The sequence below is a fragment of the Lysinibacillus sp. NPDC059133 genome, from assembly GCF_042755925.1.
GTDB lineage: Bacteria > Bacillota > Bacilli > Bacillales_A > Planococcaceae > Lysinibacillus.
On sequence record NZ_JBHZDH010000024.1, the window covers coordinates 50,724 to 63,404 of the forward strand.

General features: G+C 37.2%; 15 protein-coding genes and 1 other annotated feature. Of the genes, 5 read left to right on the forward strand and 10 right to left on the reverse strand.

Annotated features, from left to right (window positions below):
* Window positions 1-112: 112 nt before the first annotated feature.
* Window positions 113-823, forward strand: coding sequence for a helix-turn-helix transcriptional regulator (locus tag ACFXN8_RS14160; protein ID WP_386845925.1), 711 nt, complete (start codon window positions 113-115; stop codon window positions 821-823).
* A 119-nt stretch (window positions 824-942) separates the two neighbouring features.
* A complete protein-coding gene (locus ACFXN8_RS14165) occupies window positions 943-1,185 on the forward strand; it encodes a DUF2626 family protein (RefSeq protein WP_376074512.1) in 243 nt (80 codons plus the stop codon).
* A 432-nt stretch (window positions 1,186-1,617) separates the two neighbouring features.
* Here ACFXN8_RS14165 and ACFXN8_RS14170 read toward each other — a convergent pair whose 3' ends face one another.
* Window positions 1,618-2,262, reverse strand: coding sequence for an MBL fold metallo-hydrolase (locus ACFXN8_RS14170; protein ID WP_386845926.1), 645 nt, complete (start codon window positions 2,260-2,262; stop codon window positions 1,618-1,620).
* Between the two features lie 168 nt (window positions 2,263-2,430).
* On the opposite strand from ACFXN8_RS14170, the gene ACFXN8_RS14175 reads away from it, so the two are divergent.
* The gene (locus ACFXN8_RS14175; protein WP_323651506.1) at window positions 2,431-2,610 is read left to right on the forward strand and encodes a DUF2759 domain-containing protein; all 180 of its coding nucleotides are present in this window, start codon (window positions 2,431-2,433) and stop codon (window positions 2,608-2,610) included.
* A gap of 394 nt (window positions 2,611-3,004) precedes the next feature.
* Here ACFXN8_RS14175 and ACFXN8_RS14180 read toward each other — a convergent pair whose 3' ends face one another.
* From ACFXN8_RS14180 to rpmG, 4 genes are all read right to left on the reverse strand, one after another.
* Window positions 3,005-4,900 (reverse strand): LTA synthase family protein, encoded by a 1,896-nt coding sequence (locus ACFXN8_RS14180; protein ID WP_386845928.1) that lies wholly within the window; start codon window positions 4,898-4,900, stop codon window positions 3,005-3,007.
* Window positions 4,901-5,170: 270 nt separating this feature from the next.
* The gene (locus ACFXN8_RS14185; RefSeq protein WP_376074516.1) at window positions 5,171-5,380 is read right to left on the reverse strand and encodes a YqgQ family protein; all 210 of its coding nucleotides are present in this window, start codon (window positions 5,378-5,380) and stop codon (window positions 5,171-5,173) included.
* Between the two features lies 1 nt (window position 5,381).
* Window positions 5,382-5,966, reverse strand: coding sequence for a 5-formyltetrahydrofolate cyclo-ligase (locus tag ACFXN8_RS14190; RefSeq protein WP_386845931.1), 585 nt, complete (start codon window positions 5,964-5,966; stop codon window positions 5,382-5,384).
* Window positions 5,967-6,472: 506 nt separating this feature from the next.
* On the reverse strand, window positions 6,473-6,622 hold the full coding sequence (rpmG, locus tag ACFXN8_RS14195; RefSeq protein ID WP_008408521.1) for a 50S ribosomal protein L33: 150 nt from the start codon (window positions 6,620-6,622) through the stop codon (window positions 6,473-6,475).
* 159 nt (window positions 6,623-6,781) lie between these two features.
* On the opposite strand from rpmG, the gene ACFXN8_RS14200 reads away from it, so the two are divergent.
* The gene (locus ACFXN8_RS14200) at window positions 6,782-7,225 is read left to right on the forward strand and encodes a hypothetical protein (protein WP_386845933.1); all 444 of its coding nucleotides are present in this window, start codon (window positions 6,782-6,784) and stop codon (window positions 7,223-7,225) included.
* A 3-nt stretch (window positions 7,226-7,228) separates the two neighbouring features.
* Window positions 7,229-7,723, forward strand: a complete 495-nt coding sequence (locus ACFXN8_RS14205) for a hypothetical protein (RefSeq protein ID WP_376074519.1) — start codon at window positions 7,229-7,231, stop codon at window positions 7,721-7,723.
* A gap of 80 nt (window positions 7,724-7,803) precedes the next feature.
* Here ACFXN8_RS14205 and ACFXN8_RS14210 read toward each other — a convergent pair whose 3' ends face one another.
* The 5 genes from ACFXN8_RS14210 to ACFXN8_RS14230 form a co-directional block, all read right to left on the reverse strand.
* A complete protein-coding gene (locus ACFXN8_RS14210) occupies window positions 7,804-8,376 on the reverse strand; it encodes an anthranilate synthase component II (RefSeq protein WP_386845935.1) in 573 nt (190 codons plus the stop codon).
* Window positions 8,373-9,758 carry an anthranilate synthase component I gene (gene trpE / locus ACFXN8_RS14215; RefSeq protein ID WP_386845938.1) on the reverse strand — a complete coding sequence of 462 codons (1,386 nt, stop codon included), beginning with the start codon at window positions 9,756-9,758 and terminating at the stop codon, window positions 8,373-8,375. Before trpE ends, ACFXN8_RS14210 begins: the two co-directional genes overlap by 4 nt.
* Before the next feature lie 172 nt (window positions 9,759-9,930).
* Window positions 9,931-10,352 (reverse strand) — a binding site (T-box leader).
* 39 nt (window positions 10,353-10,391) lie between these two features.
* Window positions 10,392-11,462, reverse strand: coding sequence for a mechanosensitive ion channel family protein (locus ACFXN8_RS14220; protein ID WP_376074522.1), 1,071 nt, complete (start codon window positions 11,460-11,462; stop codon window positions 10,392-10,394).
* A gap of 65 nt (window positions 11,463-11,527) precedes the next feature.
* A complete protein-coding gene (locus ACFXN8_RS14225) occupies window positions 11,528-12,400 on the reverse strand; it encodes a vWA domain-containing protein (protein WP_386845940.1) in 873 nt (290 codons plus the stop codon).
* A gap of 38 nt (window positions 12,401-12,438) precedes the next feature.
* Window positions 12,439-12,681 (reverse strand): hypothetical protein (locus ACFXN8_RS14230; protein ID WP_386845942.1); only part of this gene is annotated, 243 nt, incomplete at its 5' end.

The following is a 12,681-nucleotide window of genomic DNA, read 5'->3' on the forward strand; positions in this document are numbered from 1 at the left end:
CCTAAAGGAACTGTATCTTTTTCAATAATACAATATAATAGAAACAACATGGTTTTTTTCCTAACACTTGGTAAAAGAAATAACATTCAAATATTACATAGAGGTGAAGCAAATGATCCATCCATTAAAAATTACTAGTACATTAGCCGATGAAACTAGATACTCTATTTATGAGTACATCCTGCAAGAGAAGAAAACTGTAACGGTTCAAAACATCGCTGATAAATTCGGCATACATCCAAACGTTGCACGTCTACACTTAACAAAGCTATCAGAAATCAATATCATCACAGCTGATTTTGCTAAAACTGGGAAAGGTGGCAGACCTGGTCGTATTTATAAGGCCTCAGATAAAGGTGTTTCATTAACGTTCCCGAGACGTGATGAGGATCGACTATTAAAATGGTCAATCCAATTAATTCAAGAGTTCGGACCATCTGCACTGGAAAGATGCCAGGACATAAGTTACCAAGACGGTTATCAGCAAATGAAGAATTATGTCAATGCTGAGTTACAATTAATTAATACCCTTTCATTCGAACGAAAGCTTCAGCTATTAACTGACAATGCAGCATTAATTGGCTATATCCCGCAAGTACAACAAACAGAGCACGTTAAAAGAGTGACGTTCTCCATTTTTAATTGTCCATTCCAGGAGCAGCTTTCTACTCATTCAGAAATTGTTTGTTCTTTACATGAATCTTATTTAAAAGGTCAGGTAGATGCGTTATTTTCGAGCAATGATTTTGTACAAATTGATAGCATGATACATAATTGCGATTTATGTAAATATGAAATAAACGTGACAGAAATCGATAACTAACTTTTAAAATCCAATTGTTTGTCACAAAGAAGAGGAAGTTCCAGTTTACAGATACCTTTCATATCATTTATAATGAGTAAGAGATTATTGTGTCGTGGGCAAAAGGAGGGGAAATCTTCATGGATAATATGTATAAAGTTATGGCATTCTGGACAGGTATTTTTGCAGTCATGTTCTACCTTGGTGGTATGAACGAAGTATCGCTATTATTCGTAGGTAATACAGGTTTATTCTTATTATTAGGCTTCTTGAACCTTTCAGAACGTATGTACATGTACATTTTCGGAGCATATTTAACTGTATTCTTTGCTGGCTTCACGTACTATACAACATTCATTCACGTACCTGGTGTCGGTCATTAATACAAAAAACGCGTGTCTCACCAAATGTGAGACATGCTTTTTTTATGTGAATTTATTCACATCATTTATCAAGGCATAGTAAAATCCCCCTTTGCAATTACATGGTTAGATTTTGGTTTATTTTATCTATCCAACAAATTGCAAGGGGGATTTTTGTATTTTATGAAGTTAATTTAGGTTTTAATCCAACACGAAGCTCTGTAAGTTGATTGGAGTCGAGGCTGGACGACTCCTTGCTTTGCTCTGTGCGAAAAGCGAAGCGACAGCAACAAATGTTTTATCTGTGCGAAAGCGAAGCGACAGCAACAAATGTTTTATCTGTGCGAAAGCGAAGCGACAGCAACAAATGTTTTCTGTAGCGAAAGCAAAGCGGCAGCTACAAAGCGCCCAGCCGGAACGGAAATCAACCCACACACTATGATGAAGAGCACCTTAAAAACCATTCAAGAAAGGATTTGTCTCCATTTCTGCACCGACTGTTGTATAATTACCATGACCAGGGTAGATAATAGTATCTTCAGGTAATGACAATAACTTATCATGAATAGATGCAAGTAATATTTTTGTTGAGCCTCCTAGTAAATCTGTACGACCTACACCTTGCTCAAAGAGTGTATCTCCAACAATAGCGAAGCCATCATTTTCAAATATATATGAAATACTACCCGGTGAATGTCCTGCCGTAAAAATAGCTTTAAAACCAAAATCGCTTATTTCAAATAATTGTTCTTTTTTAATTATATTTTCTTCAGCCGGTGTGCCGACTATATAATCTGGTAATGCTGCATATTTACTAGAGCCATTTTTTGTTGGATCTCCTAACCAGCTTACTTCTTTTTCATGAATCCATAATGGTACATTAAAAGCTTCGCGGACAGCATCTACGGCACCGATATGATCGAAATGCGCATGTGTTAAGAAAATGGCCAATGGTTTTAGGCCGTTACTACGTATTGCCTTTATAATTCGATCCGCTTCTTCTCCTGGATCAAAAATTATGCATTCCTTATTTTTATTCGATACGATATAACAATTCGTTTGGACAGGTCCAAGTGAATAACTTCGTACGTTCATCATTGCTATCACCTCAATTACAATTATACAGCCTTTACCACCATTTGACGATAAATGTTCATAGTTTAAGCTATTTTAGTTCTCGACAAAAACAGGTAGAACGTTTACAATTAAGGAGGAATATTGTTGACGACATTCATTTTCTGATGTCGAAAGGAGTGTCAATTTTTAATGAACTTATTAATGGTTATTTTTGGTCTAGTAGCAATTTTAGCTGTAGTTGGTACATTCCAAGCACTTAAAGAAAAGAACCTTTTAAGCGTTGTTTTCAACTTATTAAGTGCGGTAGTATTCGGTTGGTTCGTAATTATGACTGTAATTCATAGCGGATACCCTCCAACATTACACTAAAATTCAGACAAAAAAGAGCTGTCTCCATCACGAGACTGCTCTTTTTTCTCTCTTTTTTATATTTATTTCCTATTTGAACTGTTCTTTTTGACCTTTCGAGCAGTCTAACACTTACTCTAAGCTGTTTATTTGACTTCCTATACGCCCCTTATTAAAGTTTAAAAGAAGTTTCTATACTCTTTTGTAATATGTGGTAAATAGCTCGTCACTTCTGCTAAACAGGCTAGTAAACGTTTAACTTCTTTCAGCAAGTGTTTTATGTACCGGAAGCGGAGCGACAGGTTCAAGTGTGTTTTATGTACCGAAAGCAAAGCGACAGCTACAATTATGCCGGGGCATAATTGATTGTACAACAAAAAAGAGATCTCATTAAACATGAGATCTCTCTTTTTGTTTACTTAACTGCCCCTTGCTTCAAATTCCCTGTCTTTTGGTCATAGAAGCGGAGTAAATCACCGTTAATGATGGTATCAGAATTTTCTAGTTCTTTCGTAGCCCGATCAGCGTATGGCTGACATGGCTCACCATCAATTTCTTCACCAGTTGCTTTGTCATAGCAAGCTTCACCAGCATATACATATTTATCTGTTACAAAACGACCGTCACGGAACACAATGAAATCTTCATGCTCTGGTGAGAATAGGTCTGCACCAAGTTGCATATCTTTTGAAGTTTCAACACCAAGAAGGTGTAAAATCGTTGGACGTAAATCCATTTGTCCAGAAACCTCTGTCATTTCTTTACCGTCACCTGATCCAGGGATATGGATGAATAATGGTACTTCTTGTAACAGTGCATTATCAAATGGTGTAATGCTTTCTTTTCCTAAATATTGAGCCATCGCTTTGTTATGGTTTTCTGAAATACCGTAATGGTCACCATACATTACAATAATAGAGTTATCATATACACCTTGATCTTTTAAACCTTGGAAGAAGTCTTTAAGAGCTTCATCCATATAACGAACTGTTTGGAAATAACGATTTAATGTACCTGAGTTTGACGTATATTCAGGAATCATTACATCTTCTGGGTCCAATGTGAATGGATAGTGGTTCGTTAAAGTAATTAGTCGAGAATAGAATGGCTGTGGCATATCTTTCATTAAGGCTGCGGATTGCTCTAGGAATGGGACATCTTTCATACCCCAGTTAACAGCTTGCCCTTCGCCAATCTTATATGAGTCTATGTCATAGAATTTATTAATGTGTAATGATTGATACATCATGTCACGATTCCAGAATGATTTATTATTCGGGTGCATGACATTTGTAAAGTAGCCATTATCTCCAAGGCGCTCAGCCATTGAGTTATACGTATTTCCACCGTGCGTGAAGAATACCGCACCTCGACCTAAGCCGAACAATGAGTTTTCTGTAATAAACTCTGAGTCAGAAGTTTTCCCTAATCCAGTTTGGTGATAGAAGTTACTGAAATAATACGTATCTTTATCTTTTGTTAAAGAGTTTAAGAATGGTGTAATTTCATGACCATCCATTTGATTATTAATCACAAAGTTTTGTAAAGACTCCATCGAAACAAGAATCAAATTACGATCCTTGTATTTACCAAACATTTGAGGGTTGATTGCTGCTTGATTAGAACGAATATAGTTGTTCACTTCTACTAATTCACTGCCATCCGCTAATGCACGTTGAGCAGAAGATTTTGACTGAATATAAATATCATACAAATGGTAGTTATACGTACCAATGTTTTTCACAAGTAATTCACGGTCAAAGCTACGTGTTAACAATTGTGGACGCTCTGTTTCAGATAATCCTAAGTTTAAGAACGACATAGCAATCGCTAATACGAAGTACGCGCGACGGAACTCCACGTTGACTTTAACTTCATTTTTCATTTTAGGTAAATATTTATTCGCTAAAATTAGAATAAGTACGTCGACAAAATATAATAAATCCCAAGGGCTTACAATCGCTGCTACTGAAGTTCCTAAATCACCAAAGTTACTTGTTTGGAATAATACCGGTAGCGTAATAAAGTCGTTGTAGAAACGATAGAACGCCACATTTCCATATAAGACAATTGATAAAACAACACTAATCGTAATTATATAACGACTTTTAACTTTTGGCGATTTAAAGAATAATGATATACCATATGCAAATAGCACGAAGCTTAAAGGATTAATAAACAAAATAAATTGTTGCATTGCATTTTCAATTTTCATCTCAAAGCTAGTGTGATAAACAATGACCGTTTTTATCCAAGTTGCTACAATTGCTAGTATCATAAATGAATGTTTAGGCCACTTTATTGATTTCATTCCTAACATCCTCCTTACTTTTACAAAAAAATAATAATTTTAACAATTTGTTACTGAAACAAAATATATCTTAATCCTTTTTTTACAGATAATCAATAGATATATTTTCGGAAAATTGTTCTCCTTGTTCGTGCTGGACAATAATATATACGTTTTTACTTGTAAAAAGTTTCACAAATCATAAAAACAGTGGAAAACCACTGCTTTTAATAATATTACATACATGTTACATTATTTTTACAATACCCCATATGAATTATTTTTAAAACATTACTGGCTATTTTCTTTCATGCGAAGTTTTGTTGTTTCTTGTCGAATTAGTAACAATGCCATTTGGTAATCTTTAATATCTAGTACATTCGCTTTATACAACTCGCGAATTTCATCCTCCATTAACATCAAATCACCAATCGGATCACGTGTGTAAATATATGTGCCATATGTTTTTAGTAATTGATAAATATCTAACATTTTGTCCATTTTAGTTCGCTCCTCGTTGTGTTACACAGTCAAGACGTTTTGTCGGTGTCACAATGATATCTACTGGGCAATCGTGCGCTTCTCTAGGGACATGTTCATATAGCTGCTCGTTAAATAACAGAGACATGAGTTTACCCTTCTTATAGTGTAATACATAGCGATCGTAATAACCACCGCCGTAGCCAATTCGATAGCCGAACTGATCAAAGACAACTCCTGGAACAAGGATGACATCCATTTCATTTGCGTCAACAAACTCACACTTTTCTGGAATTGGCTCACGCAAATGCATATAAACAGTTTCAAGCTGGTCAAACGTTTCAATGGCGTAAAATGACATTTCTCTTGTTTTTGCATTACATTTAGGTACAGCCACTTTTTTACCAAGTTGCCACAGTTCTTCTATTAATTGAATTGTGTCGATTTCTGGCTTATTGGAAATAGTAACGCCGATTGTAGTTGCTTCTATTATATATGGTTCCTGTAGCACTTTTTTTAATACAGCAAATGATTGATCGTGGTAAACTACTTCGCTCATTTCGGCAAGCGCTTCCTTTACCTCGTTCCGTAAAGTTGTTTTATCCATGTTAAGCTATCCCCTAATCAATTTCGCCTGGCGTAATTGCCGCTGACGCTTCGCTTTCGCGCAGATAAACAATGCGTCCGGATTTTGAATTGTGCTCAGGCCTGCACGAGGGCCGACACGATGTCGGTCATTTCGGTAATGCCACAGGACGTGGCGTTTTTACCGATGCAGGTCAGTTAGCCGTTTTCGCAGGATGCGAAGGTTTTAGGCTAACATCCTTATATTCATTCCTTTCAAAATCCGTGACATCCGCCGGAGGCTTTAGGCCAAAACGATGTTGGTCACTCAGTCGTTGCCACAGGACGTGGCGTTCTTAGACTGAGTTCCTCTATTTCAGTTGGCGTTTGGTTACTCATTGAAAGAAACCTCATCCTCATTCATCTCTCCACCTTCAGAGGTGGCAGTCTTCTGTAGCTGACGCTTTGCTTTCGCTACAGAAAACATTTGCTGAATGAAGATAAAATGTAGAAAGCCAAAACCACAAGTGGTTTTGGCTTAATGAGCGATTACTTAGTTTCACGGTGAAGAGTGTATTTCTTCTCGCGAGAGCAATATTTTTTAAGTTCAAGACGCTCTGGATTGTTACGCTTGTTCTTTTTAGAAATGTAGTTACGTTCGCCGCAATCTGTGCAAGCTAAAGTAATGTTTACGCGCATTATTAACCCTCCCACTCTATATCAAGAATTTATATTTTGAGCATGATTTATACGACTAACCTATTATAACATAAACTGAAAAAAAATCTACCGTCATTTCATATTAAGTTTGCATATGGTAAAATACCTTATAATTACATACTTAATGAGGTGAAACTAGTGGATTTATCCATCATACTTATGATTGTGGGAATTCTTCTAATTATTGCGTCGTTCTTTTTCAAAAATAACGCGAAAAAAGTCGAACAAGATGTAGAGGAGCTATCCATCTCTATTTTTCAAGAAACAAATAATTTAAAACGTCGTCTGAAAATTGTTGAGGAGGAGCTGTTATTAGAGCCAGAGTTTCAGGTTAAATCACCGTCAGCACAAAATAACAAGATACCAAATCCGAAAATCCAACAGGTCATGCAAACTGTTCAACAGGCTGCTCAGACGTCGAAGACAGGACAACCAGCTACACAAACGAAACCTATCCATCAAATTATTATTAGTCAGGTACTTGAACTAAATAAGCAGGGTCTTTCTGTAGCCGATATAAGTATTCGGTCCAATTTAACGGAAGAGCAAGTCCGCCAAGTGATTGCAAACGGAGGTCGGTAATCTATGAATAAGTCCGCTATCCGCGCATTTGGCATTGCACTTTTTCTTGTTGGAGCTTTACTAGCTTTAGCAGTTCGTTTCGATCTCAATATCGGTCTTCCAACTAAAGCTTCAAAAAACACCGAACATGTAGAGGAGCTGCAAAAAAAGCTCGAGCAGGCAAATAAAGAAATTGCATTGTTAAAGGAACAAGTTAAGCAAGTACCGAAGGAAAACACGCAGAAGACAGATGCACCTAAAACAACGCCTAAAGACAAACATGAATCGGCATCCCAAGGAAACGTTACTACTATGACACTTCAAATTTATAGCGGTATGGAACCATATACTGTGGCGCAAAAGCTTGAAGATGGTGGCGTCATCGAAAATAGTGTTGAAATGGAACTTTTACTTGCTAACCCTAAATACGCTCGAAGCTTACAAATTGGTTCGTACGAAGTCAATTCTTCGATGTCTTTAGAGGAAATTGCAAAATTGATCACAGGGAAAAAGCAATAACATTCCCCTCCTATTTATAAAAATGGCTGTCACCAAAAATCACAATTACTGATTTTTGATGGCAGCCTATTTTGTTTCGTTTATGAAATTTGTTCTATGAAAGTTTGCATCATTATGCTACCCTCTTGTGTCCCGATGGATTCTGGATGAAATTGTAGCCCAAAAAGCGGGTACTCCTTATGTTGAATCGCCATAATTTCCCCATCATCACTGGACTTTGCTAAAATATTAAAATCCTCATGTAACGTGCTTGGCTCTATGACGAGAGAATGATAACGCATTACTTCAATTTCACCGTCTAACTGGGCAAATAAGCCTGTTTTTTCGTATTGAATCGTAGATATTTTTCCATGCATTATATGTTTAGCTTGAACGATGCTACCCCCAAAAGCCTGCCCTATCGATTGGTGCCCAAGACAAATTCCTAAAATCGGAAATTTCGTATAAAGCTCTTTGACAACATCCACTGTTATTCCGGCATCAATTGGCGTACCTGGACCGGGCGATAAAATAATGGCTTCTGGTTGCATTTTCATAATTTCTTCGATTGTCATTTCGTCATTACGTACTACTTTTACATCTTTCCGAAGCATACTTATTTGCTGAAATAAATTATATGTGAATGAATCATAGTTATCGATCAATAAAATCATTGTTTTACCTCCAATAACGCGCGGGCTTTATTTAGTGTTTCCTCGTACTCAGACAAAGGCACAGAATCGTAAACAATACCGGCTCCTGCCTGAACATGGGCACAATGATCCTTCACGATCATTGTCCGAATGGCTAGAGCTAAATCCATATCCCCTGTAGTAGAAATATAGCCTACTGCCCCTGCATAGACACCCCGCTTCACAGGCTCTAGCTCATTGATTAGCTGCATAGCACGAATTTTCGGGGCACCGGAAACAGTTCCGGCAGGCAGGCAAGCTCGGAGAACATCCAAAACATGTACATCATCCTGTAATTCGCCGATAACCTCCGATACAATATGCATTACATGTTTATAACGCTCAATAGTCATATATTTTATAAGCTTCACTGTACCCACTTTAGCAATACGGCCAAGATCATTACGGCCTAAATCCACGAGCATTCGATGTTCAGCGATTTCTTTTTCATCATTTAGTAGTTCTTCCGCCATTGCGTTATCCTGCTCCACGGTTTTACCTCTAGGCTTCGTTCCTGCTATTGGATTAGTCGTGACCTTTCGATCCTTCACCTTGACAAGACTTTCAGGAGATGTTCCTAAAATGGTGTACGAACCAAAATCCATATAGAACATATATGGTGAAGGGTTAGAAGTACGTAACTGACGATATAAAGCAAAAGGATTACCTGTATAGGATGAAGTAAAGCGTTGTGATAAGACGATTTGGAAAATGTCACCTTTCCGAATATGGTGCTTCGCGCGATCAACCATTGCTACAAAATTATCTTTGGCAATCATTGGTCTGAAATCTAGCTCTCCAAACGTCATGGCGTCATATGTTGTTCCGGCATGAAGCTGCTTCTTCATCGTAGAAATAGCCAATTCCATCGCTTCAAGAGAACGTCCTTCATTAAATAAATCAATCGCCGCTAATGTAATCTCTTGCTTTAAATGATCAAAAACAATAAATGTATCATAGAAAAAGATATGGACATCCGGCATTTCTAAATCGTCCTGCAAGTATTCACCTATTTTCTCTGTATAAAACGCTGTTTCGTAACCAAAAAAACCCATTGCTCCCCCAAAAAAGGCAAAGGGGTATTGTGCCTTATGAAATGGCATAACTTGCTGTAATTTTATTAATACATTGTCACTTGATTTTTCAGTTTCTCCATCTTTGATAAAAGAATAACCATTCCTATCTCCAATCAGTTCTGCAATTGGGTTGACCGCAATAAACGAGTAACGCCCACTTTCTTCATGCTTAGCAGACGATTCGAAAAGCATTTTATGCTTCCCATCCAGTGATTGATAAACGGAAATTGGTGTCATCATATCACCCTGTATTACCTTCATGGCAAACTTTCTAAGCTCAACTGTCATACTCTTTCTCTCCTTCTCTATGCTCTGCTCTTCTACACCAAAATCTATTAATTATGCAATGGCATTTTTGACGCTGTCGCTTCGTTAGCATTTCGCTTTCGTTTATACAAATATTGCGTCCGGATTTTTATAAACATTTCCTGCCATAACATATAAAAAGGCCTTTCCATCACAAAAGGACGGAAAAGCTGTGGTGCCACCTTCATCGGTCTTTTAATCAATTATGCTCCGTCATAGTTGCGTCCACAATCGGCATTGTGCTTAGGCCTGCATGAGGGCCGACATGATGTCGGTCATTTCGGTAATGCCACAGGACGTGGTGTTTTTACCAATGCAGGTCAGTTAGCCGTTATCGCATGGATGCGATGATTTTAGGCTAACATCCTATGTGAATTCCTTTCCGATTACGTGACATCTGCTGACAGAAGTTAAAAGACCCACTCTATGCCCTATAACGTGGGCAGACGCTAATCCATACTTTATTCAGAATTAGAGCTCCGAAGTCCATTCACCATGTTTTTGTACTAGTTTTCACCAGCCACTAGCTCTCTATAACAAATAATAATGGCTACTACTCTTCATCAAAGCTGATTACATATATTCATTGTAAAACAAGAAAACTAACAATTCAAATTATTTTTTATTACTTATCCATTCATCTTCAGCCAGATTAGCTACTTTAATATTTAGTTCTTGAAATATTTGACGAATAGCAAACAAAATATCCTGTCGCACATTTAGCATCACTGCCGTATCATTTGTTGCCACATAGAAACGTACAAGGACTCGATAGGAAGTTGGATAAAACTCATCTATAAATACATGAATCATTTCTTTTTCTGTTTGAGCATGCAAATAAATTTCCTTTTGAATGGCACTTAAAGCACCGCGTAATATTTCTTCTTCATTTTCAGCAGCTACAAATAAAAATTGCTCACATTTTCGTTTTTCCCTTCTTGACAAATTATAAATTGGTCGATTTGCCAAATAAGAGTTAGGCACATAAACAAGCCCTTTATCACCCGTTTGAATCAATGTACTTCGAAGATTAATATCCTCAATGGTCCCTTCAATTTTTTGGTCCTCTGTTGCGATCCAATCGCCAATTTGAAACGGGTTATCTAATGCGACTGACATCCCACCAAAAACATGCCCTAGTGTATCCCGAATACCAAAGGCAATTGCCACACCCGTTAAACCAATCCCCGTTAAAAAGCCATTTATGTTAAAATCCCAGAATGAAGCAATCGTAAACATTGCTAATATCATGATCAGCACTTTTCCTATACGAAGAAAAAACGGTAAAAGGACGTTTGGTTCTTCTTCACTATTCAGCTGCAAAGGCTGTTTTGTATAAAAATGTAAAACATCATATACACCTTTAAAGGCAAAAAAAACAATAATGGACAAAACAAAATTCTTTGTCACTGCATTTGTAAATAAATTTTCTTTTAATAATATGGTTAAGCTGAGTACAATCACTGCAAACATGAATGCATAGCGAATCGCTTTATTAAATTGTGCGAGCACGGTTGCCTGAAAGTTACGCTGACGATTTCTCAAAAATGTAACCGTGCGATTAATCATTTTCTTTATAATAAAATGCTGAAAAAGCCAACCAACGACAAAAAGAGCGATGGCAATAATAACGTCCATCCATGTCGGTGCTGACATATTTGGTAATAACCACTTCAATGAATCCATATCATTCTCCTCTAACTATTATGTATATTCACAAAAAAGAAGCCGATCAATACATCAGCTCCTTTTTATTGAATAGCGTCATCCGCAAAAAAAGCTTTATTGGCAAACCAAAATTGCTGCTCATTAAAATTATGTTCATGCATAGCGATAACCGAAAATTCCGCATGATACTTACGCTTCATTTCCTCAAGTACAGCCTTCGCTTGCTTTCCAACTAGATGCTGTCCATCAATCGGAGTACCTTCTGTAAAAATGATAATATCCGCTTCTGTACAATGCTGATTTTCTTGGAGCAAGCCCTTTACAAAATGGAGCACAGGCAGAACGGCAGCTTCTCCCTTTGCCTTATATTCAATAAAACCCTTAAAATCGGATAAATTTAAATGGCCGTTTTCGAATCGATAATGTACATGAATTTGACAGTCATATGGAACGATATATAAATCGCGACGTTCACGGTGCGCGTTCATAAATAACGGTAAAATGATACTTTTGCAAAGCTCAGAATATGCCGCCATCCCAGTTGTTTGTTCAAGACAGATAATAATTGGACCTACTTCTTTTTTATATTCATCAAACGGAACATACAGGATATTTCCTTTTTTTATTGTTTGACGATTTAGCTTTTGACGCCTAGCTATTTGCCACTTTCGCCCATCGTAGTAGCGCCGCTCTTTTGCATTGGTCAATCGTTCTGTCTGCTCAATAGCTGGTATATTTTTATAAATTTCATGCATGATATCTGCCAATTCAAGTGCAAATGCTGCCATATTTCGTAATGTTTCACTCTTGCAAAAATAGTCAATAAAAAAACATTGTTCCTTATCACTTAATTCCTCAAGATGTAAGTTTTCATATAGAAAACATAAAAAGTCACGTTGTTCTGGCGTGATTTCCAGATCAAATTTCTTTATGAGTGATTCTACAGCGTCTTTCACGAAGCAGCACTTCCTCAGCACATTTTTTTGGATAATGTCTATAGTATAACCAAAATAATTTTTTGACAATACAATACCGCTTGCAGTATTTTGACGCTATTTTTATTAATAATGTTGCCGTTATTTTGTATTAATAAAATATGGCTCTTTGGCAGAACATGTGGTTGATTTCCGTTCCGGCTGGGCGCTTTGTTGTTGTTGTTGCTGTCGCTACGCTTTCGCACAGATAAAACATTTGTTGCTGTCGCTACGCTTTCGCACAGAGCAAAGCTTCCTGGGGG

Excerpts from the sequence above, each read along its gene's own strand:
- ACFXN8_RS14160 (WP_386845925.1), top strand. The coding sequence starts at position 113 with ATGATCCATCCATTAAAAATTACTAGTACATTAGCCGATGAAACTAGA.
- ACFXN8_RS14165 (WP_376074512.1), top strand. The coding sequence starts at position 943 with ATGGATAATATGTATAAAGTTATGGCATTCTGGACAGGTATTTTTGCA.
- ACFXN8_RS14170 (WP_386845926.1), bottom strand. The coding sequence starts at position 2,262 with ATGATGAACGTACGAAGTTATTCACTTGGACCTGTCCAAACGAATTGT.
- ACFXN8_RS14175 (WP_323651506.1), top strand. The coding sequence starts at position 2,431 with ATGAACTTATTAATGGTTATTTTTGGTCTAGTAGCAATTTTAGCTGTA.
- ACFXN8_RS14180 (WP_386845928.1), bottom strand. The coding sequence starts at position 4,900 with ATGAAATCAATAAAGTGGCCTAAACATTCATTTATGATACTAGCAATT.
- ACFXN8_RS14185 (WP_376074516.1), bottom strand. The coding sequence starts at position 5,380 with ATGGACAAAATGTTAGATATTTATCAATTACTAAAAACATATGGCACA.
- ACFXN8_RS14190 (WP_386845931.1), bottom strand. The coding sequence starts at position 5,966 with ATGGATAAAACAACTTTACGGAACGAGGTAAAGGAAGCGCTTGCCGAA.
- rpmG (WP_008408521.1), bottom strand. The coding sequence starts at position 6,622 with ATGCGCGTAAACATTACTTTAGCTTGCACAGATTGCGGCGAACGTAAC.
- ACFXN8_RS14205 (WP_376074519.1), top strand. The coding sequence starts at position 7,229 with ATGAATAAGTCCGCTATCCGCGCATTTGGCATTGCACTTTTTCTTGTT.
- ACFXN8_RS14210 (WP_386845935.1), bottom strand. The coding sequence starts at position 8,376 with ATGATTTTATTGATCGATAACTATGATTCATTCACATATAATTTATTT.
- trpE (WP_386845938.1), bottom strand. The coding sequence starts at position 9,758 with ATGACAGTTGAGCTTAGAAAGTTTGCCATGAAGGTAATACAGGGTGAT.
- ACFXN8_RS14220 (WP_376074522.1), bottom strand. The coding sequence starts at position 11,462 with ATGGATTCATTGAAGTGGTTATTACCAAATATGTCAGCACCGACATGG.